Below are 20,283 nucleotides of genomic sequence, written 5' to 3'. Positions count from 1 at the left end.
GGGGCCACTAGGCTATTCTACGCCCATGTGTAGGCCCATCCTCCACGCCCACCGCCCCGACCCACTTGTCCAGCCCCAACTCACCGTGCAGCAGCCGCCCCGCGACGACACCGAGGCTGCCGAGTTAGCCAAGCTAGCCGAGCTGGTGGCCACCACCGCCCCCTTGTTCGACCTGCGCAACCTGGCCCCGGCCGTGCGCCGGCTGTTCCCTGAACCCGCCTACCTGGTGGGCTGCGGCGGGGCCCACATCTGGCTGCACCGCACCACTGACCCGCACCGCCTAGCTATCATCTGCGAATTCAACCCGCCTGAACGAGCCCAAGACCCTAAGCCCCCAAGTCCCTAACACCCTAACAACCATGTTTCACAGCCTCACCCATCACCCCGGCCTTACCCAGGCCCAGTACCGCGACCTGCCCGGCATCAGCAATACCGACCTGAGCCAACTGAAGCACGAACTGCTGGGTCTAACCCGCCAGCCCAACCCCGCGGCCCCGGCCTTCGGCACCCACTTTCACGCCGCCGTGCCGCCGTGCTGGAACCAACCCAGTACGCCCGCACCCAGGAGCGCAGCATCCGCTGGGCCGACCTCGAAACCCTGGCCCGCCAGGTGCGCCGCCAGCGCTACTGCCGCGACGTGCTCTACCGCGGCCGCGCCGGCCGCCAGCTTACGCTCATCGACTTCAAAACCACCAGCTCCCCCGACCTGCCCCACTTCCTTGCCACCATCGAGAAGTACGACTACGACCGCCAAGCCGCCTTGTACCTGGATGCCCTGGGCGCTACCCGCTTGCTCATCATCGGCGTGCGGAAAAAGGCCCCGCACGAGGTCTGGCGCGTGGAGTTGACGAACATGCTGGGCTTGGTGGGGCAAGGCCGCAAAAAGTACCAGCGCCTGCTGCGCGCCCACGCCGGGGCCCTGACCAACGGCAGCTTCACACCAGCCACTGCCCGCTTAGCAGCTTAGAGCAGTTTCTTTTTTCACTTTAGCCAACCCACTCTCATGAGCAACAAACCCAAACCCCAGCGCAAAAAGACCATCTACCGCGACTCCGAATCCGGCCGCATCACCACTAAGGAGTACGCCGAAGAAAATCCAAAAACCACGGAGAAGGAGCGGGTGCGCAAGTAGCCCCTGTCAGCAAAAGGTGAGCCCGCTCCTACAATCAGGAGTGGGCTTTTCGTTTGGGTAGTACCGCCTAAACGGGCTGGAACAAATAATGCTGCGTCATCTGTTGCGCGACCACAGTCAGCCGGCAGGCGAATACCTATGCAGCAAAGCTCAGCGTCAGTAGTGGATTGGTACTGGCTTAAGGGCATCAGTTTCAAACCGGCTAACATTCTTTGGCGTAGGCGACCCAGCAGCGGCAAGCAGAGCGGCTGACTCGCTTGGTGGGGAAACCTCGGCGTGCTGAATTGTTATTCTGGAGCTAAACTTTTCGAGGGCCCTCGGGTTACCCTTTGATGCCCGATGCCCCGAACTACACCTACCACTCCGAGACGTATGGCCGGCCAGCGCTGCAAACCAGTGCCACGCAGGCCTGGCCCGGCTTGCGGGTGGAACGCTTCCAACTGGAGGCCATGGCCTTGCCGGCGCACTTCCACGCCCAGCACCTGCTCATCATCCACCAGGGCCGCCAGCCCGTGGGCTCCAGCCGCCGGAGCGGCCCCCGAACCGAGCAAGACCGGTTTCACTTTGGCGACGCGGGCCTGTACCCCGGCGGCGAATACGGGGCGCTGGCCTGGGACGGCCCGGCGGACGTCATCCACGTGCACCTCGATGCCCAGCACTTGGAAACCCAGGCCCGCCAGGGGCTGGACCTAAGCTACTTCGCCCTGCACGACCGGTTTCGCCTGCAGGACGGGCTGCTGACCCAGCTAGGCCAGCAACTGCTGACTGCCGCCGGCCGTGAGCACGCCTTAGGCGGGTAGGAGTTTCGGTGGGCATGCCAGGAGCGGAAAAGATTTGCTAACTAAATTTATTAGCAATCTAGCGACTTTATTTTTTCCGCCAACGGTAGTGAACAGTGCATTAAAGCTAACTCGCACAGGAGGATTATATCACTCCGCAAGCAGAGGGCGTAATTCTGCTGGGTGGATTACACAGCTTTGCGGGCCCGTCCACGGCAGTTTCTGGCTTTGATCAGCCTGCTGTAGCCGAGTTTGATGGCTTGCTTACGACTTTGCCCCAGTATGGGAGCAGTATCAGCGCTGGCACACGCTGGAGAGGCGCAAGTGGATATGGCCCGCCCACCGTGAGTAAGCTCTATAATCACTCGCTGAGCCCCTTGCGCGTGGCCATCGAGTAGGCGCAAGGAGTACCAAACATCCGTCGGTATCCAAGACACGTTGCGTCTGTGCGGCGAGTGGGGGCGTGATACGGTCTTGGTGGGCGCTTAAGCCCTACATAATTTGCGCGTGCACAGCGCCGAGCGCGCCTATGCACGCGATAAAGCTTCAACCCTAATAAGGTTTACTATAGATTAAAGAAAACACCCCTTTATTCTATCTTGCGCAGCTTGCCGAAGTAAACCGAGCAAGAGTGCACCCTAGAATTAGATGAATACAAAGTTCTTTACCAACTCGGAAGGAAACACTCTTCTAGCCAAGTTTGCAGGCGTACTTGAAAACACTACTGTTCAGGCTTTCGATGCATTAGTAGGCTACTTCCGTGCTTCGGGTTACTTCCAAATACAAAAGTGGCTGGAGACTGTACCAGAAGTACGTATACTGGTTGGTATCAACGTGGACCCGCTTATACAGCAAGCGCATCACCAAGGTCTACATTTTATGGGTAAGTCTGGGGAAGCACGCGAAGAAGCCTTGAAGGACTTCGCCCGCGACATTCAGCAAGCAGAATATAGAAAGGAGGTTGAAGACGGCATTTTCTGGCTGGTAGACCGTGTTGCGTCGGGGCAAATCAAGATTAAGGCACATCCTAGCCAACGCTTACACTCAAAAATCTACATTTTCCGCCCAGCGCCTTTCAATTCACATAACTCTGGTTCCGTTATCACTGGCTCCAGTAACCTGAGCGCGTCGGGGCTAGCACATAATTTTGAGTTCAACGTCGAACTGAAGGATTACGCTGATGTGGCTTTTGCCACGGAAACCTTCGAAACCCTATGGCGCCAGTCAGTTGATGTATTGCCAGCTGACTTGACGCGCACTGTGCGGGAGAAGACCTATCTGGGTGACCCTAACGCGCCCATTACGCCGTTTGAGTTGTACGTTAAGCTCTTGGTGGAATACTTCGGAAAAGCGGTAGAGTATGACCCGAGTGCAGCCGCTGATTTGCCACAGGGCTTCAAGCGCCTGAAGTACCAGATTGATGCCGTAAACGACGGCTACCGCAAGATGAAAGACCATTTTGGCTTCTTCTTGGCTGATGTAGTGGGTCTAGGCAAAACTATTGTGGGCACACTGATTGCCCGGCAATACCTCATTCACTTGCACACGACTGAATACATCGGTCGGGCACTCATCATTACCCCTCCCGCTCTCGAATCCAACTGGCGAGAGGCAATCCGCAAGTTCAGCTTTACCAACATCGGGCACTACGATGTGCTCACCAATGGAAGCTTGCACAAGCTTCCACATCCGGCCGAAGACTACGACCTTATCATCGTGGACGAAGCTCATAAGTTTCGTAACGACACTGCCGGCATGTATGGCGAGTTGCAAAAGCTTTGCAAGACACCAACGCGTCGTCGCGTTACCTCAGGTGCTTTAGCTGGCCAGCTTGACCGCAAGCGCGTAATTCTTATTTCGGCTACCCCTCTCAACAATCGGCCGCAGGATATAGCCAACCTTGTTTACCTGTTCCAAGACGCGAAAGACTCGACGCTGGAAGTAGGCAACCTGCAGCACTTTTTCCGCCAGCAGATCGATGCTTACGATAAGCTGCGTAGACAAGAAAACACCGCTTTGGTTAGAGCGGGCATCAAGCAAGTGTATGCCGCTATACGCGACAAAGTTTTGGAACCCATTATTGTGCGGCGCACTCGCACTGACTTACGGGCGCACCCTGAATACAAGGAAGACCTGAAGGAGCAGGGAATAAAATTCCCGCACGTAGGCAAACCGCATAAGATTCTTTACCAGCTACCGCCCAAGCTGGAAGCACTGTTTGATCGTACTATTTTCGTTCTGGCCCATGAGCTGACATACAACCGTTACCGGGCCATTCAACACCTTACCGAGCCTAAAAAGAGCAAGTACCGCTACGCAGACCGCATTTCGCAGTCACTAGCGCACATCATGCGGACGCTGCTAGTCAAACGCATTGACAGCAGCTTCCATGCGTTTCGTAACTCGCTAGGCAAGTTTTGTGATGCCACGCAGGCCATGGTTACCATGTTCGAACAGGGCAAAATCTATATTGCTCCTAGTTTGTCGGTTACCGAATACGTACTGGAAGGCAGAGAAGAGGAGCTAGAAGCCCTGCTGCTGAGCCAACAGCTGAGTGACCCCAGTATTGAGATTTGCACACCTGAAGATTTTGTCCCTGGTTTCTTAGGAGGGCTACAGCGCGACCTAAGCTTGTTGCGCGAACTGACTTCGGCCTGGGAAGAAGTCAAGGGGTTTGATCCTAAACTAGATGAGTTTCTGACGCAGCTGGAGCCGGAGCTTTTCGATAAGCAACGCAACCGAAATCAACAGCTGGTTATTTTCTCGGAAGCAAAGGATACCACGTCTTACCTCGCTAATAGGCTGCAAGAGCACTCTACGCGTCGGGTACTGGTGGTAGATGGCAGCAACCGGGCTGCACTTATGCCGGTTGTTCGAGCAAATTTTGATGCGAACTTACCCAAAGAACAACGCGCTAACGACTACGATATTATCATCGCCACGGAGGTTTTGGCTGAAGGCATCAACCTGCACCGCGCTAATGTTATTGTCAATTATGATACCCCTTGGAATTCAACGCGCTTGATGCAACGCATTGGACGTGTAAACCGAATTGGTACTGAAGCCGACGAAATATTCGTACATAACTTTTTCCCGACCGCGCAAGTCAACTCAAACATCGAGTTGGAACGGAAAGCGTTCATGAAGCTGCAGGCTTTTCACGAAGCACTGGGCGAAGACAGCGAAGTGTATTCACCGGAGGAAGAAACCAACTCTTTCGGGCTGTTTGACAAGAACCCTGAAGAAGAACGGGACTTACGCTTGAACTACTTGCTTTGGCTACGCAAGTTCCGCGAGGAAAATAACGCCGAATTCCGCCGCATCAAGCAGTTACCACTTCGGGCCCGCACTGCTCGGACGGACCGTAAAGAGCCTGTTGTCGGCTCGACACTGTTGTATTTGCGGAACCCATTGCGCGACGTTTTTTACGCCTGCAAGCCGGATGGGCAATTAGAGGAAAAGTCGTTTCTGGAAGCAGTAAAGCTATTTGAGGCAACACCCGACGAAGCTCCTCACTCACTACCGGAGAGTCATCACCAGCAAGTACGTGCCGCTACCGAAGCCTTTGCACGACAAATACAACTAGAGGCAGCCCGGCCTATGGCGCTGACCCCAACCAAGCTCCCCCCCAACGAGAAAAAGGCGTTGGACTTTCTAGATGCCTGTCTCAAAGTAGTACACCTAGACCCGGAGGAAACGCAACGCATCAGAGCAGCCAAGCAAGCTATATCCAAGGGACAGTTTCAACAGCTGCAGCGCGATGTAAACAAACTGCAGGCGGCTCACAAAAAAGCCAAGTTCAAAATACCAGTGTTGCTAAGCCAACTAATGCACATCCTGCAGGGCTACCCGTTGGAAGCGGAACCAACTTCACCTCCTGTTTCGATTGTTGCGGAACCTTCACCGGCTGAGGCCGTCCCCGCAACGGCCGTAATCTTGCCGCGCATCATCATTTCTGAATCCTTTGTGTAGTCAGCTAACTACTACTTACATGCCCACTCACGCTACTTCCGGCCTACCCAACAACCAGTTAAAAGAGTATCTGCGTCAACCTTTCAGTTCCAACACATGGCATGAAACGCTCTTGCCTCACATGTTCGGACGCGAGCAGATAAAGTGGTTTCCTATGCCGGTGCCGCTGGAGATAGAAGAGCGTTACACAGCAAAGGTGACCGGTAAACGCCAGCTTGGCGTGGTGCAGCTGGGAGCCGCTGATTTATTTGGAGCTAAATCTCAGCTGGCCGTAGTGGAAGTGGAGCTGGCACCTGGCACCGTAGATATTGCCCGCAACCGCGTGGGGCTGCGCAACATGGTGTTCAATCTAACGGACGACCAGCGCGCTGACGGGCTTTTGGCCTTTTTCCACGATCCTACTCAGCCCCACGCTTACCGCTTTAGCTTTCTTACCCAGCAAAGCAGCTTGGATGAGGAAACGGGAGAAGTCGTTACCACGTCTACCAACAGCAAGCGCTACACATACGTGCTGGGCCAGCAAGAGGCTTGCAGCACAGCCACGGAGCGGCTGCAGATGCTGGCAGCGCAACAGCCAGTAGCGGAGCTAAAGCACGTGCAAGATGCTTTCTCGGTCGATAAACTCAACAAAGAGTTCTTCAACCGCTACAAAGCGCACTACGAACGGTTCTGGAAGTACCTCGCGCTGCATCACCGCGAAGTGTTTTTGCCAGGCCTACCGGTACCCGAGAAGGCTGCGGAGAAAGAAAAGCAGGAGAAGCCCATCCGTGACTTCGCTAAAAAGCTGCTTGGCAGGTTGGTATTTCTGCATTTCCTGCAACGCAAAGGCTGGCTAGGTTGCCCTACTACCACAGCAGATTGGAAGGGAGGTAACCAAAGCTTCTTGCTCGACCTCTACGAGCGTTTTCCCGAAAAAGAACATTTTCATAGCCAAGCATTAGCCGAGCTGTTTTTCCGCACACTCAATAACCCTGACCGCCCTAACCACAGCTTTCAGGTTGGGGGCATGACCCAAGCTTGCCGGGTGCCTTACTTGAATGGTGGCTTGTTTGATAACGACGATGCGCAAGCAGCGGCGCTAGACTTCCCGGCTGAGTTCTTCAAAGACCTGTTGGAGTTTTTTGCGCAATACAACTTCACCATTGACGAAAACCGGCCAGATGACCACGAGGTAGGTATTGACCCGGAAATGTTGGGCCATATTTTTGAGAACCTACTGGAGGAAAACCGCGAGAAAGGGGCCTTCTACACGCCGCGCGAAATCGTGCAGTACATGTGCCAAGAAGCGCTGGTGGAGCATCTAACTCGGCGTTTGGTGCCTCATGGTGTTTCGAGGGCTGATGTAGTGGAACTGGTGCAGCACCAGAACGTGACGGTGCCGCTGCGGCCTCATGCCCAATACGCCGACGAACTGCTGCGCGACATTACGGTATGCGACCCGGCCATCGGCTCGGGGGCCTTCCCCATGGGGATGCTGCAGGAAATTTTCTCGGCGCGGCGCCATTTGTTTCCCTACCTGGCTCACGGCCTCACCTTCGACCCGGTACAGGTAAAAAAGCACATCATCCAGCATACCATCCACGGCGTGGACCTGGAGCGTGGTGCGGTGGATATAGCCCGGCTGCGCTTTTGGCTGGCGCTGGTGGTGGATGAGGACCGGCCTCACCCGTTGCCCAACCTGGATTACAAAATCATGCAGGGTAACTCATTATTGGAATCGTTCGAGGGTATTCCGCTGCACCACGTGAAGCCCACGCACCAAGTACGAGCCATCTACGAGCCCAAAACCTTGGTGGAAGGTGGACAACAGTTGGGCTTTTTTCAGACTTCGGTGGCTCAGCAAACCAAGTTAGACTTGGTGCGCCAGGAGGCTCAGCAGAAGCAAAGCGAGGAAATGGAAGAGTTGCTTGACAGCTACTTCAACGTGGGTGATGGCCCCCAAAAGAATTCACCACCGAAAGCCGAGTTGAGGCGGATGATTTCGGAGCGTATTCACCAGCACTTGCATTACAACGTAGAGCTGGAGCTGAACCAAGCACATATCAGGCTAGCAGAAGCCGAAAAGGTGCTGCAGACTGTTCGCTTGGACCCGAAGGATACGGCCGCAAAGCGCCAGCAGAAGGAACGGGCCCGCGCAAAACAGCAACGGGTGGTAGACTCATGTCAGCAGATCGTTGAACGCTTAGAGGGCATTATGCAGCGGCTGGATAAGCTCCAGGATAGCACCGAACGGCCCTATTTCTTGTGGCATCTGTACTTCCGTAATGTCTTTGAGCAGGGCGGGTTTGATATTGTCATCGGTAATCCGCCCTACATCCAGCTGCAGAAAATGGGCGCTGATTGCGACCTGTTGCAGCAAGCCGGCTACGAAACATTCACCCGGACGGGTGACATCTATGCCCTCTTCTACGAGAAAGGCTACCAGATGCTGAAGCCTGGTGGCTGCTTGGCGTACATCACCTCGAACAAGTGGCTTCGGGCCAACTACGGCGAGAAGCTGCGCACTTTCTTTGTGGAGAAAACGAACCCGCTTACGCTGCTCGACTTCAACGACTATCAGCTGTTCGACAACGCTGTTCTGTTGGCCAACATCATCGTGCTGACCAAGGATGCAAACCAACGTCAAACAGCCGTTTGCAAAATCAACCGGGACTTCGGGCAACTACGCGCCCTGCGGCCGTACTTGGAAACTCGCACGGTAATAGAAAGCGGCTTTTCTTCCACAAGCTGGGTTGTGATGGATGGCTCGAAGGTTAAAATAAAGCAGAAAGTAGAAGCACAGGGCGTACCACTGAAGAACTGGTCTATCAAAATCTTTAGGGGGATTTTGACAGGTTTAAACCCGGCATTTGTAGTAACCAGCCAGAAGAAGGACGAACTTATCGCGTCTGACCCCAAATCAGCCGAAATTATACGACCCCTTCTTCGCGGCAGGGACATCGACCCCTACCACATCCGCTTCGCCGACCAATGGCTGCTGTTCATCCCTTGGCACTTTCCCTTGCATCGAGATGCGAGCATTAAAGGCAGTTCTACTGCTGCTGAAGAGGCATTCGCTGCACAGTACCCCGCTGTGTATGAACACTTAGCTTCGTTTAAGCAACAGCTGAGTGCAAGAAATGCTGCTGAAACAGGCATTCGCTATGAATGGTATGCTCTACAACGTTTTGGATCTAACTACTACGAAGAGTTCGAGAAGCCGAAGATTATCTACCCGAACATGACGTCGGTGCTGCCCTTCGTCTACGACAAAGGAGCGTTTTATACTAACCAGAAATGCTTCATCATCACTGGTGAGCGTTTAGGCTACCTAACGGCGTTTTTCAATTCAAAGCTTTTCCGCTACTGCTTCAAAAGCAACTTCCCAGAGTTACCAGGAGTTACACGCGAACTGAGCAAGGTGTTCTTTGATCAGATACCCGTCAAGCAGCCCACAAGTGAACAGGCCGCTTGGTTTGAACAAGCTGTAGAGCAAATTCAATTGGCCAAGCGGAAAGGACTGGATAGCTCTCAGCTGGAAGCAACAGTTGAAGAGCAATTATGCGCCCTGTACGAACTTGACGCCAACGAGCTATTGGAGGTTATCAATGCTGATGATCAATCTGTAGAGGCTGTTACCGCATCCCTTTCAGGAGCTTCCAATCCGTAGAGGTCAGCTAAGAGTAGTTCAATTTCTTCTTCGATGTGGGTGGTGTCTACACCTTTCTGTTTCGCCGTTTGCACCCATTCAACCCTGCTCATGAATACTGCTTCCTGTTCATCAGATACCGGTTTTACCGGTATCTGATCAAAGAACACCTTGCTCAGTTCGCGTGTAACTCCTGGTAACTCTGGGAAGTTGCTTTTGAAGCAGTAGCGGAAAAGCTTTGAATTGAAAAACGCCGTTAGGTAGCCTAAACGCTCACCAGTGATGATGAAGCATTTCTGGTTAGTATAAAACGCTCCTTTGTCGTAGACGAAGGGCAGCACCGACGTCATGTTCGGGTAGATGATCTTCGGTGAGGCAAACTCTTCTGCATAGGCGCAGTTCCGCAGATTAGTCCAATGCTCCCCCTGATCCTGTCTGTTTCTAATTTCGTCACCGAACGACGAAAGATGCTGGTAAATAGCAGGGTAGTCCTTAACAACATCAATCCGACCAACACGTACTTTGCGAATTTGCTTGGTTGTTGGATTTATTACATCGACCAGCTTGCCATTGTAAGTATCTATTAGCCATTGGTCGGCGAAGCGGATGTGGTAGGGGTCGATGTCCCTGCCGCGAAGAAGGGGTCGTATAAATTATACAGAAAATGACGGTTGCTTTGCCGGCTCATTTTCGCCCTTCTTCTCATGATTATAGCCTACGTTCGAGTAAGCACGGACCGCCAAACAGTAGAAAACCAGCGCTACGAGATTCAGCAGTACGCCCAGCACCACCGCCTTACCATTGATAAGTGGCTGGAGGAAACCGCCACCGGAGGCGGCAAGATGAACGACAGAAAGTTTGGGTTGCTGGTTAAGCGCCTGAAGCGAGGGGATGTGCTTATCGTATCGGAACTATCGCGCATCGGCCGTAACCTGATGCAAATCATGAGCTTCCTGCATGACTGTATGGAGAACGATATTCAGGTCTTCACCGTGAAAGAGCGGTACGAGTTGGGCAACAACATCAACTCTAAAGTGCTAGCCTTCGCCTTCGGGTTGGCGGCAGAAATTGAACGAACCCTTATATCACAGCGCACGAAAGAAGCCTTGGCCCGCAAGAAGGCAGAAGGCGTGGTGCTGGGAAGGCCAAGGGGTAGAAAGTCTGAAAAACTAAAGCTCTCCGGAAAAGAAGCAAAGATTCAGACCCTGTTACAACAACAAGTTTCCGTTAGCGAGATTGGGCGACGCTTGAAAGTTCATCGTTTGACAGTTAGCAGCTATATCAAACGCATGAATCTGATCAGCCCAGTTCAAGTGAAGGAGTTGGCTGAGTGCTCCTGCTGAGTGTATTATGTTCGAAAACAAGGATTAAAAAAATCCTGTATTCCACCAATCCTACCAAGTGGGTTTACTTATCTTTGTTAACCTCGATGTAATAGCTGCTACCGCCTGTGTCCGTCCTAACGCTTGAATCTTCGCAACCGCTCCCTTTGCAGGGGGCCATCCGTACCGACCCAGCGGGATTTGCTCAGCTCGTACAGTGGCATAGCCGCGGCCTACTACTGCAAGATCAGCTGGTGTTGCTGGATCTGGCTAGCCTAAACTGGTTGGACGCTAACCAATGCGCTTTGCTGGGTGCTATGCTGCATGACCTGGAGCAGCAGCGCGGGTTATCATTCTGCGTAGCGGGTGAGGTAGTCCAGCAGCGGTTTGGCGTATTGCTACGGAATGGCTTTATACAAGGCGAGACTGATGTGTGCACTGGCAGCACTACCTCTGTGCGGATGCAGCATTTCGACCCGATGGATGTGGCTGGTTTTGAGTCTTACGTCGCGAACTATTTGCTACAACAGCCGGATTTAGGTACTGCTTGCACCGAGGACGAGCAAGGTAAGATCGTGGCGCACCTACTCGAAATTTTTACCAACGTGAAGCGCCATGCCAATACCGACCAGCCGGTATTTGTGTGCGGCCAGTACTACCCCAAAACCCAGCAACTCAAGTTCACGCTGGTAGATCTGGGTCAAGGGTATCTGAAGCCGATACAGGAGTTTACCCGCCAGACTCCGAGTCCGGTGGTTCTGCCTGAAAACGCTCTTCGGTGGGCTCTAACTGGCCACAACAGTAGCCTGCCACGTCGTAACGGAGGCTTTGGCCTGAAGATGTTGCGCAACTACTGTATCGGCCGCGGCGGGGAACTTCACCTATGTAGTGACGGTTATTATTTGACCGGAAAACGCGATGCTGCGGGACGGGTAACGTACTCAGCAGTAGCGGTTCCCCCGTTCCAAGGTAGTGTAGTTCACGCCATTTTCAATTGCGGTCAGGCCTCTTGCTGAAGTAACAAATTCGGTTACCTTTGCGCTATAAGAACCCTTACCGTGCATGCACTGCCGCCTGTATTATGGCACGTCGGTTGCATGATTTCGTTTCCCAAGGCTTTTCTTAACAATCTCATTCTATGAACATGATGGCCGTAGTTTCCGTGAAGGAGCTTCTTAATAAAGAAGTAGCGGCTTTCGATTTCGAGGGCCAGCCGGTGTTAGACGTGCTGCGCCAAGCAGCGGAAAAACGTCAACCGCTCATACTATCGTTTGCAGGGATGCGTCATGTGATGTCGGACTTTCTGCACGCCACCGTAGGCGTGGTGTTGTCGGTACATCCCGAATTCGATTCGTTGCTCACCATCGAAGGCCTGGAGCACATTCCTTATGCCAACATCAAGTTGGCAGAGGTTAAAAAATTGGCATTGGATGCTGACTATCGTCAGCGGACTGCTGAAGCATGGGACGCTGAATTAGCTGGATACTAATGGCTGATGAGGCGAATCTCCCCAGGATTTATCATCCTGACACTGTGCAGCCGGCTCCCAGCCGGCTGTATTTTTTTGATGCCAACGTATGGCTGGAGGTAATTAGTCCTCCGCTCAGTCGTCGCACGTTCATGCGACCTTATATGGCCCTGTGGCGTAGGTTGCAGGAAGCAGGTCAGCCTTGTATTGTGGCAAACGCTGTGCTGGTATCCGAAATCATGAACCGTTTTCTTCGTCTTCGCTTCGATGTATGGCGAGAAGCACCGGGTACGCTCACCGCCTTACAAGCGTCAGGTGACTTAACTGGCAACCAGCGAATTGATTTCAAAAGGCATTTCCGCGGTTCTGAGCCTTATAAGGATGCTTTAAATCAGTTTCTGGCTGCCTGGGACGAAGTGTCCTACTTCGTTACTTACCTACAGGCCGAAGTAGAAAGCTCCATTGTTCCTGCTATGCTGCTGAACTATGGAAAGCAATCTGATTTCAATGACAAGTACTACGCTGAGTTTTGCAAAGCGCATGGACTCTGGTTGGTAAGCCACGATGGTGACTTCTATGTGGGTGGTCTCAATGTCGTAACTGCGAATGAAGAGTCTTTAGCCAAATACGAAGAAATGAAGCGCCGTCAGCGGTAGCACTGGATAGGTTATCGTCGGCATTATCTACATGGGCTACATGGAAGACTCCCCAAAAACTGGACAGCTTAGACAGTGTTCGTTAAGCAAATTTGTTCAGGCTGAAGGAGGGGTAGCGTGTGCTGGCTTGGCACTGACAGGCGCAGCTTGGGGTACACAGCCTGCAGGCTCATCAGGAGCACACGTTTCTTATTCGGTGTATAGCTATACAAGTGCAAATAGTCGCGCATACCGAGCACGCCATATCTGTCCGAGTACTACAAAGCAGCTAACATGAACTGCTTTATTCACTACATTTATTCCCCTGTGCTATCAGCTGATCCGTTCGATATATGCCACGTAAAGACCGTTCCGATATTAAAATCGGAAACCTGGAGAAAAAGCTAGGCCTTGCCAAAGGCGCCATCCGCAACCCGGATGGGACGGATGCACGCAGCGACAAAAAGCTGGGCACCCTGCGGGAAGAGTATCGGGCGCTGTATGGCAGTCGGCCCGTGCGGAAAAATGCCACCATCATCGCGGCGGCTACTACGTCGGCTTCTGGGGCAGCAGGCACCAAAAAGCCCGCCGTCAAGAAAGCGGCAGCGTCGGCTGCTACTGGGAGCACAGCTAGCAAAAAGAAAGCGACCGGTGCAATTTCTAAACCGGCTACCCCCGCTAAGAAAGCTACGGCCAGTACGGCAGTGAAAAAGAGTGCTGCTCCTAAGAAAGCTGCCTCCAAGCCAGCGGCTGCCAAACCTGCGAAGAAATCAACAGGGGCTACTAGCCAGAAGAAGTAGGATGAAAACGCACCGTCCCGCTCCGCCCAGACGTCAGAAGCATGAGCAATACGATTACAACGTATTCATCAACTGTCCCTTCGACGACAAGTACAAGCCTCTGTTTTATGCCATGGTGTTTACCATTCACCATGCCGGATTTATTGCCCGCTGCGCTTTAGAAGCCAGTACCCAGAACTACCGATTTCCGCGCATCCTGGACATCATAGGGGAGTGCCGCTACGGCATTCACGATGTATCGCGCAGCGTATCGGGACAGGAGCCGCGCAATAACATGCCGTTGGAGCTAGGGGTGTTTATCGGCTGCCAGTATTTTGGCAAACCCTACGACCTGGAAAAGGAATACTTGGTGCTCGACACGAAAGCACACGAATACAAGAAGTATCTGACCGACCTGGGCGGGGAAGACCCAAGTGCCCACGGCGACACGGTGGAAGGAATTATTAGCTGCGTGCGAGACTGGCTGAGCGTGCGTATTCCTGCTGACGAAGAGCCGCTACCGGGTGCCGATTATGTGCATATGCTCTACCAGATTTTCCTAAATCGGAAGGAAGAGTTCTGCGGCCGCTACAAACTGCGGTTTGAGAAGCTGACTTTTCCGGAGTATGTGAAGGTGATGACTGATTTCCTGGAAGAAGGACACCGGGACATGGATATAGTAGAGGGTGTATACAAACAAGTAGTAGAGCAAGCAGAAGCCGAAAAAGCCGCGTAACTCTAGTATGGATAAGACCTTTGCAGAGCTGGTTTATGGCCCTGAAGTAGCCCGCCAACTGGCAGCTTTCGAAGAATGTATGGCCGCCGTGGAAGCACGACATGAGGCCTTCTTCCGCACTACGCAATCTAAGTATGCCCCTGATGGAGACGACCAGCCAGCCACGCTGGGCGAGTTCTATATTCATCAATACAATGCGCATAGCAGCAGCATAAGTATTGAGCCTGAACTACCTGAGCATATTGCTGCTGAGTGCCGCGCATGCTTTGCCAAATGCTTCGGACCCAGTGCGCCCGAACAGATTTAGATTTTTCTGCACCAACTGATTTTTTACTGCCTCCTCCTTCCTTCCCTTTTATGCGTCCCAGTAAGTTAACCGTCGCGGAAATCTTTGAACAAGAACGCCGCCATGTAGTACCCTTGTTTCAGCGCCGGTATGTATGGACTGAGAGCAAACAGTGGCGGCCGTTATGGGACGATATCGTGCAGCTGGCCGATGAAGAATTGGCGCGAGCTATGGGCGGAGCGGCACGGGCGCGGAAGAAAATGCCAAATCATTTCATCGGGGCAGTGGTGTTGGCGCCACTGGACACGTGGGGCCGCGCTGTGCCGGCGCGTAGCGTTATCGACGGCCAGCAGCGGCTCACTACGCTACAGGTAGTACTGACAGCACTGCGGGATGAAGCTGCGGGGCAGGGAGTAGAGGGAGTGGAAAAAACGTTTGAGCGGCTTACGCGCAATAACTACCGGACTGACCAAACATTCGAGCAATTCAAGGTATGGCCGACGTCGGGCGACCAGGAAGACTTCGAGAAGGTAATGACGGCCGGCTCGGCGGCGCAGGTGAATGCCCTGTTCCCGTTGGTGCGCGGCTACCGCAAACGAAAATTTGACCCGCGGGCCAATCTGGTAGAAGCTTACTTGTTCTTCGCGCGCAAATTTCAAGAGTACATGCTAGCCGATGATCCGGAAGCCGATGAGCCGACGGAGCCTAGCGAGGAACTGATAGCCATGCGCGTTGATGCGTTGCTGGAAAGCATCACCAAACGCCTGGAGGTGGTGATGGTGGAGCTGGAAGCCGACGATGACCCGCAAGTAATATTTGAGTCGCTGAACGGCCGAGGTGAACCGCTGTTGCCGTCAGATTTAATCAGAAACTTCGTCTTTCTAGAGGCCAGCAAGCAGCAGCTACCTCTTGAAGGGCTGCACAAGAAATACTGGCGGGAGTTTGATGATTCGGATCATAGTGACTTTTGGCAGGCAGAAGTTCGCCAAGGTCGTCTACGGCGCCCTCGTCTGGACCTGTTCTTCTTCCATTTTCTGACGCTCAGCCGCCAAGAACAGATTCCCATTACGCAGCTTTACACGGAATTTCGGCGTTGGTGGCTGGACGAGGCGGGAGAAGACGTGGCGGCCGAACTGCAGAAGCTCCGTGTGTACAGCGACACTTATCGTGAGCTGTTCGAGGGGCCTAAGACTACCCGCCTGCGCTTACTGGTACATAGACTGCAGGTACTGGATACCAGCGTTTTTTACCCAGTGCTGTTGGGCTTGCTCACCCGTTGGAAAGATAAAACGGATGCAAAAGCGTTGGCTGGCATTTTCACGGACCTCGAATCGTACATCGTGCGCCGGCTGGTGTGCGAGCTAACGCCAAAGAACTACAACCGCATTGCCTTGGATCTGCTCCAGGCTTTGGAAGCAGCAGCGGCGATTAACAGAAGCACTGTTCAGACGTTTCTGAACAGCCTGACGGGTGATAGTGGGCGCTGGCCTGAAAACGCAGAATTTAAAGAAGCCTGCCGGACGGCCCCTTTATATGCGCTGCTCAATAATCCACGGCTACAAATGTTCCTGCAAGCTCTGGATTTGCAGATGGAAACCAACCGCCAGGAACGTCTGCACCTCCCAACGGACCTTACCATAGAGCATGTATTTCCGCAAAAGCCAGCACAAGGGCATTGGGACCACATTGATGATGAGGAAGCAGAGGAGGTACGCCACCAGCTTGGTAACTTAACCTTGCTGACCACGCAGTTGAATTCTTCCGTAAGCAATGGGCCTTTTTCAAAAAAACGGCCAGCTATTGCTAAGCAGAGTAAACTGCGGTTGAACAGCTATTTCCAGGACTTCGACAACGACTATGAATGGGGCGTTGACGACATTCAGCAAAGAGGAAAAGAACTGGCTAAAATAGCGGCGCAGGTATGGCCGAAAGGCTGAGTAATCTTGCATTTAAACCTAACCCTACCGAAGAAGAGCAGCCAACAGGTTGCTCTCTTTTAGTTTATGGGTAATTCAACGCTGTTTTTGGCAAAGTTCGGCATTGTATATAGGCAATACTGCGGAGAATGTTGAAGGCAATGACGGGGTGGATGCTGTTGCCTAGGGCGTAGAGGGCGGCGTTGCGGGTGGCAGAATCCAGCCCTTCGGAAAGCCCATTAGCTTCTCGTAGAACGTCACGGAGAGAGGCGTACCGGGGGCGTAGCTGTGGTTGAGCAGGAACGAGGGAATGGAGCAGAATTGGCCCCGGCTCCGGTTCTTCTGGGACGGGGGCAGGGTGCTGTTGCGGCTGTCGTTGGCTACGGGTGTGGGCAACCAGCCAAAGCCGTTCGCGGCGGTGGTCGGCGTCTGCGGCAGCAGCTGGAAGTAGCAGCGGCGGGAAGACGGAATAGCCCGCATTTTCCAGGTCAGCGCAGATTTCTTCGAGTACCAGCCCGTGGCTACGAGCAAGCAGGCCCCGAACATTCTCTGCCACGACCCAAGCGGGACGACACGCGACCACGCAGCGAAGCATTTGGCGCCAGAGCGTGAGGTCCATTTGGCCTTTTCCAGCAAGGGAGAAGGATTGGCAGGGGAAGCCGCCGGTAAGCACGTCAACTGTGCCGGCGTAGGGGGTAGCGTCGAAGGTGCGGATGTCGGAGTGGCGGTGGGCATGGGGGAAATGGCGGGTGAGGACATTGAGGCAGAATGGGTTTTGTTCGACCTGGAAGACGGTGGGCCAGCCTAGCCACTCGGCGGCTAGGTCGAAGGCGCCAAGGCCGGTGAAGAGGGAGGCGTGGGTGAGCGGGCGCGGCATGGTTAGGCGGCGGGGTTGGGGCGGTATTTCTCTGCCAGGCGGCGGTCTTCGGCGCGGTGGCGGGCGTCGATGAGCTTTTGGGCTTCGGGACTGGGTTGCCAGTCGGGGCGGGGGCGGCGCTGGGCGGCGGCGTGGGTTTCTTCGCGTAGCTGCTGGGCCTGGTCAGGCGTGAGGAGGCCGCGCTTTTCCTTGAGGTTGATGACGGTGAGGCGCTGGCGCAGGTGCTCGACATTGGGGTGGTCGGGCGGGAGCTGGCGGCCGATGCCGGCCAATAGGTGAGGGGCGGCTTGCTGCAGGTGGGCGACGGCGCTCTGCTCGGCGCTGGTGCTGCGGGCTTTCTGGTCGAGGTGGCGTTGTTCGAGGAATGCGGCTTTACGCTCGAAGTAGGCGCGGACCAGGCCGTAGATGGTGGCGGGGTCGAGGGCTTGGTAGAAGATCGTGCCGCCGGTGCGGGCTTGTTTGAGGGCTAGCACGATGTCGCGCAGGGAATCGTGGGAGTATGTTTGCAGCAGGGTGTCGGCCAGGTCCAGGACGTCGGCGGGAGTGGGCTTGTCGGGCACGCGCACGGAGTCGACGAAGGCGCGGAGGATGACGGCCAGCAGCTTGCGGATTTCGTCCTCGCCGTAGTCGCGCACCAGCTTGAATAGCTTAGGGGCAGCGGCAGCCTGCTCCATGGTGAGGCCTGCGCTCAGTTGGGCAACGAGGATGGCCGTGGCCTCGGAGGTGGGTTGGCTAACCAGGGCGCCGAGGGTAGAACTGCTCGTAAAGCGCATCAATTGTGCTGCCGGGCTGTGGCCCGCCGGGGCCGGCAGGTGCCCCGTGGGGCGGGGTTGGGGGAGCGAGTTTGAGGCGGTTGTCATGGGCGTCGTTGAGCATGAAGCGCTGGGCGGTAGCCAGCCAGTCGCGGCGGCGGGGCGGCTCTCCGGTTTTTCGGTCGCGCCACAGGCGTACTTTCTCGTGGTAGAGGCGTAAATCGGCCAGGGCGTAATCGGTGCCCTCAAAAGCCTGGATGAATTTCTTCACGTCGGCGTACTCGGACTCGGCAAAGGTGATTTCCGGGCGTGGTGGTCGGCTGGGCCGAGGTGCCGCCGCGGCCTGGCGGATAGTGGCGGCGTGGGTGCCCCGGCCGCGTGGCCGGGGAGAGTTGGCGGGCTGGTTATCGGCTGGCAGAATTTCCACCGCTGAAAGCTCGTCGTCCTCGGGCGCCGCAGGCTGACCTATTTTTTTTTCGGGGTGCGGCGCATCACTACGACCGAAGGGAGTAGGTTTTGTAGTAGAGCGTTTACCACTATCTCCTGTTTTACTATACAAGGAGTGTTGGGGCACTTCTGACCCCGATGTCGGTGGCATGGGGGGCAGTTCTACCCGTGCTGGTTCGGGCACTTGTGCCTCCGATGCGGCAGGCGTTACGGGGGCAGAAGTGCCCCCGGTGCCTGGCAGTGCGGGCACTTCTGCCCCCGATGACAAGGGCGCACTAGGGGCAGGTTTGCTCCCGATGCTTAGGAAGGAAGAGAGGTCGGCCAGCCGGCAGGTGCTGGGTTGGTAGCGGGTGTGGCTGGGCTGGTAGGTGAGCAGCTTCCAGGCGGTGAGGTCGCGCAGGGCGGCGCGGTAGGTTTTCTCGTTGCCGATGTGGGCGGCCCGCATCAAGGCGGCGTGGTCGAGGGGTAGCTCGGCGGGGAAACGGGCGGCGTTCCACTCGAAGAAGAGGGCCCAATACAAGCTGACGTGGTGCGGAGTAGCCGCGGGCTGCATGACCAGCTGCTGGTGGGCTGCGCGGGTGTGCTGGACGTAATTCATGCATGGGCCGGCACGGGAATCAGGGGGATGAGAGCGGCGCTGGGCTCGGTGGTCGGCTCGAACAGGTCGAGCTGGCGGTACTCGGTGCACTTGCCGCGTAGGGCGGCTTCGACTTCGGCAAGGGCGGCGTCGAGAGCTGCCTCCAGGAGGCCGGCGTAAGCGTAGGCGGGCTGCTCGTCGTCGAAGGAGACGTAGGGGCTGGTGAGGTTAAGGACCTTGCCGCCGGCGAGTTGCCGTTGGCCGATGAGGGTAACGCCGCGGCCACCGTTGCCGACGCTGAAGCCGGTGAGGGTGAAGGCCTCGAAGTGGGGCGGGAGGGTACCGGTGTCGTCGTCGGGCCAGTACGTGGGAGTTTCGGTCAGCTGCTCGGTGAGCAGGCAGAGGTGAGGCACGAGCTGGGCTAGCCAGTGGAGGAGGTCGGGGTGAACTTGCTCCTGGGCTGCCAGGGTGAAAGCGCGGGGTGGGGCGTCGTCGGTGCGCTGTTCGGTGAATTCGCAGGTGAGCTGCTGGTTTTTAACGCGGGCCTTCTGGATGCGGATGATGGAGCGCGGGGCGGGCGCGTCGGGGCCGACGATGGGTAGGAGGGGCGTGGTCATTGGGGAATGGAGTCGGGTGAGTTGGGAGAAGATGGAGGTAAGAGGTTGGCGCGGAAGTAGCGGCGCGGGTATTTGTCGAGGACGGAGCGGTAGAAGCCCCAATCCTTTTCGTTGAGGCGGACACCCTTAACTCGGCCGGCACGGCGGGCGCGCAGCAGAGCACCAATGCTCAGGCCGATGTAGGCTGCAGCTTGGCGCGTGGTCAATACTTCGTCAGGAGGGGCAGGTGGGGAAATGAGCTGGGCAAGAGCCTTGCCTAACCGATCAACCTCAACCTGAAGCGCGAGCCATTCTTGCTCGGAAACAAGCACTACAAGCTGCATAGGACTGGACGTTAAGGGTTGAACCATATCCAGTAGA

20 protein-coding genes are annotated in these 20,283 nt (G+C 55.2%); 14 read left to right on the top strand and 6 right to left on the bottom strand.

Features of this window, described 5'->3' with window-relative positions:
* Positions 1-25 precede the first annotated feature (25 nt).
* From OIS53_RS08775 to OIS53_RS08750, 6 genes are all read left to right on the top strand, one after another.
* Positions 26-346, top strand: a complete 321-nt coding sequence (locus OIS53_RS08775) for a hypothetical protein (RefSeq protein ID WP_264682023.1) — start codon at positions 26-28, stop codon at positions 344-346.
* Positions 347-532: 186 nt separating this feature from the next.
* Entirely contained in the window at positions 533-967 is a 435-nt protein-coding gene (locus OIS53_RS08770; protein WP_264682022.1) for a PD-(D/E)XK nuclease-like domain-containing protein, read from the top strand.
* A 36-nt stretch (positions 968-1,003) separates the two neighbouring features.
* Positions 1,004-1,132 carry a hypothetical protein gene (locus OIS53_RS08765; RefSeq protein ID WP_264682021.1) on the top strand — a complete coding sequence of 43 codons (129 nt, stop codon included), beginning with the start codon at positions 1,004-1,006 and terminating at the stop codon, positions 1,130-1,132.
* 332 nt (positions 1,133-1,464) lie between these two features.
* A complete protein-coding gene (locus OIS53_RS08760) occupies positions 1,465-1,932 on the top strand; it encodes a hypothetical protein (protein ID WP_264682020.1) in 468 nt (155 codons plus the stop codon).
* Between the two features lie 627 nt (positions 1,933-2,559).
* Positions 2,560-5,883 (top strand): helicase-related protein, encoded by a 3,324-nt coding sequence (locus tag OIS53_RS08755; RefSeq protein ID WP_264682019.1) that lies wholly within the window; start codon positions 2,560-2,562, stop codon positions 5,881-5,883.
* Positions 5,884-5,902: 19 nt separating this feature from the next.
* Positions 5,903-9,532: an Eco57I restriction-modification methylase domain-containing protein gene (locus OIS53_RS08750; RefSeq protein WP_264682018.1), complete on the top strand. Its 3,630-nt coding sequence runs from the start codon at positions 5,903-5,905 to the stop codon at positions 9,530-9,532.
* On the opposite strand, the gene OIS53_RS08745 is transcribed toward OIS53_RS08750, so the two are convergent.
* Positions 9,481-10,161, bottom strand: coding sequence for a TaqI-like C-terminal specificity domain-containing protein (locus tag OIS53_RS08745; RefSeq protein WP_264682325.1), 681 nt, complete (start codon positions 10,159-10,161; stop codon positions 9,481-9,483). The two genes, OIS53_RS08750 and OIS53_RS08745, sit on opposite strands and share 52 nt — an antisense overlap.
* A gap of 54 nt (positions 10,162-10,215) precedes the next feature.
* Here OIS53_RS08745 and OIS53_RS08740 point away from each other — a divergent pair, with 54 nt between their 5' ends.
* From OIS53_RS08740 to OIS53_RS08705, 8 genes are all read left to right on the top strand, one after another.
* A complete protein-coding gene (locus tag OIS53_RS08740) occupies positions 10,216-10,854 on the top strand; it encodes a master DNA invertase Mpi family serine-type recombinase (protein WP_264682017.1) in 639 nt (212 codons plus the stop codon).
* A gap of 296 nt (positions 10,855-11,150) precedes the next feature.
* Positions 11,151-11,849 (top strand): hypothetical protein, encoded by a 699-nt coding sequence (locus tag OIS53_RS08735; protein ID WP_264682016.1) that lies wholly within the window; start codon positions 11,151-11,153, stop codon positions 11,847-11,849.
* Positions 11,850-11,971: 122 nt separating this feature from the next.
* A complete protein-coding gene (locus OIS53_RS08730; RefSeq protein WP_264682015.1) occupies positions 11,972-12,322 on the top strand; it encodes a hypothetical protein in 351 nt (116 codons plus the stop codon).
* On the top strand, positions 12,322-12,957 hold the full coding sequence (locus tag OIS53_RS08725; RefSeq protein WP_264682014.1) for a hypothetical protein: 636 nt from the start codon (positions 12,322-12,324) through the stop codon (positions 12,955-12,957). The genes OIS53_RS08730 and OIS53_RS08725 overlap by 1 nt, the downstream gene beginning before the upstream one ends.
* 332 nt (positions 12,958-13,289) lie before the next feature.
* Complete coding sequence (locus OIS53_RS08720) at positions 13,290-13,736, top strand: hypothetical protein (RefSeq protein ID WP_264682013.1); 447 nt, start codon at positions 13,290-13,292, stop codon at positions 13,734-13,736.
* 1 nt (position 13,737) lies between these two features.
* Positions 13,738-14,451 carry a hypothetical protein gene (locus OIS53_RS08715; RefSeq protein ID WP_264682012.1) on the top strand — a complete coding sequence of 238 codons (714 nt, stop codon included), beginning with the start codon at positions 13,738-13,740 and terminating at the stop codon, positions 14,449-14,451.
* 7 nt (positions 14,452-14,458) lie between these two features.
* A complete protein-coding gene (locus OIS53_RS08710; RefSeq protein ID WP_264682011.1) occupies positions 14,459-14,758 on the top strand; it encodes a hypothetical protein in 300 nt (99 codons plus the stop codon).
* Positions 14,759-14,808: 50 nt separating this feature from the next.
* On the top strand, positions 14,809-16,674 hold the full coding sequence (locus OIS53_RS08705; RefSeq protein WP_264682010.1) for a DUF262 domain-containing protein: 1,866 nt from the start codon (positions 14,809-14,811) through the stop codon (positions 16,672-16,674).
* A gap of 64 nt (positions 16,675-16,738) precedes the next feature.
* On the opposite strand, the gene OIS53_RS20460 is transcribed toward OIS53_RS08705, so the two are convergent.
* The 5 genes from OIS53_RS20460 to OIS53_RS08680 are packed head-to-tail and all read right to left on the bottom strand — an operon-like array spanning position 16,739 to position 20,129.
* Positions 16,739-17,530, bottom strand: a complete 792-nt coding sequence (locus tag OIS53_RS20460; protein ID WP_413775183.1) for a DNA cytosine methyltransferase — start codon at positions 17,528-17,530, stop codon at positions 16,739-16,741.
* Between the two features lie 2 nt (positions 17,531-17,532).
* Complete coding sequence (locus OIS53_RS08695; protein WP_264682008.1) at positions 17,533-18,303, bottom strand: hypothetical protein; 771 nt, start codon at positions 18,301-18,303, stop codon at positions 17,533-17,535.
* Entirely contained in the window at positions 18,263-19,327 is a 1,065-nt protein-coding gene (locus tag OIS53_RS08690; protein WP_264682007.1) for a hypothetical protein, read from the bottom strand. Before OIS53_RS08690 ends, OIS53_RS08695 begins: the two co-directional genes overlap by 41 nt.
* Entirely contained in the window at positions 19,324-19,923 is a 600-nt protein-coding gene (locus OIS53_RS08685) for a hypothetical protein (protein WP_264682006.1), read from the bottom strand. Before OIS53_RS08685 ends, OIS53_RS08690 begins: the two co-directional genes overlap by 4 nt.
* Complete coding sequence (locus OIS53_RS08680; protein WP_264682005.1) at positions 19,920-20,129, bottom strand: hypothetical protein; 210 nt, start codon at positions 20,127-20,129, stop codon at positions 19,920-19,922. The genes OIS53_RS08685 and OIS53_RS08680 overlap by 4 nt, the downstream gene beginning before the upstream one ends.
* Positions 20,130-20,283: the final 154 nt, after the last annotated feature.

Source organism: Hymenobacter sp. YIM 151500-1 (assembly GCF_025979885.1).
GTDB lineage: Bacteria > Bacteroidota > Bacteroidia > Cytophagales > Hymenobacteraceae > Hymenobacter.
Note: the sequence above shows the minus strand (reverse complement) of the source record. Positions and strands in the feature narration are given on the sequence as shown.

Excerpts from the sequence above, each read along its gene's own strand:
- OIS53_RS08775 (WP_264682023.1), top strand. The coding sequence starts at position 26 with ATGTGTAGGCCCATCCTCCACGCCCACCGCCCCGACCCACTTGTCCAG.
- OIS53_RS08765 (WP_264682021.1), top strand. The coding sequence starts at position 1,004 with ATGAGCAACAAACCCAAACCCCAGCGCAAAAAGACCATCTACCGCGAC.
- OIS53_RS08760 (WP_264682020.1), top strand. The coding sequence starts at position 1,465 with ATGCCCGATGCCCCGAACTACACCTACCACTCCGAGACGTATGGCCGG.
- OIS53_RS08755 (WP_264682019.1), top strand. The coding sequence starts at position 2,560 with ATGAATACAAAGTTCTTTACCAACTCGGAAGGAAACACTCTTCTAGCC.
- OIS53_RS08750 (WP_264682018.1), top strand. The coding sequence starts at position 5,903 with ATGCCCACTCACGCTACTTCCGGCCTACCCAACAACCAGTTAAAAGAG.
- OIS53_RS08740 (WP_264682017.1), top strand. The coding sequence starts at position 10,216 with ATGATTATAGCCTACGTTCGAGTAAGCACGGACCGCCAAACAGTAGAA.
- OIS53_RS08735 (WP_264682016.1), top strand. The coding sequence starts at position 11,151 with ATGCTGCATGACCTGGAGCAGCAGCGCGGGTTATCATTCTGCGTAGCG.
- OIS53_RS08730 (WP_264682015.1), top strand. The coding sequence starts at position 11,972 with ATGAACATGATGGCCGTAGTTTCCGTGAAGGAGCTTCTTAATAAAGAA.
- OIS53_RS08725 (WP_264682014.1), top strand. The coding sequence starts at position 12,322 with ATGGCTGATGAGGCGAATCTCCCCAGGATTTATCATCCTGACACTGTG.
- OIS53_RS08720 (WP_264682013.1), top strand. The coding sequence starts at position 13,290 with ATGCCACGTAAAGACCGTTCCGATATTAAAATCGGAAACCTGGAGAAA.
- OIS53_RS08715 (WP_264682012.1), top strand. The coding sequence starts at position 13,738 with ATGAAAACGCACCGTCCCGCTCCGCCCAGACGTCAGAAGCATGAGCAA.
- OIS53_RS08710 (WP_264682011.1), top strand. The coding sequence starts at position 14,459 with ATGGATAAGACCTTTGCAGAGCTGGTTTATGGCCCTGAAGTAGCCCGC.
- OIS53_RS08705 (WP_264682010.1), top strand. The coding sequence starts at position 14,809 with ATGCGTCCCAGTAAGTTAACCGTCGCGGAAATCTTTGAACAAGAACGC.
- OIS53_RS20460 (WP_413775183.1), bottom strand. The coding sequence starts at position 17,530 with ATGCCGCGCCCGCTCACCCACGCCTCCCTCTTCACCGGCCTTGGCGCC.
- OIS53_RS08695 (WP_264682008.1), bottom strand. The coding sequence starts at position 18,303 with ATGCGCTTTACGAGCAGTTCTACCCTCGGCGCCCTGGTTAGCCAACCC.
- OIS53_RS08690 (WP_264682007.1), bottom strand. The coding sequence starts at position 19,327 with ATGAATTACGTCCAGCACACCCGCGCAGCCCACCAGCAGCTGGTCATG.
- OIS53_RS08685 (WP_264682006.1), bottom strand. The coding sequence starts at position 19,923 with ATGACCACGCCCCTCCTACCCATCGTCGGCCCCGACGCGCCCGCCCCG.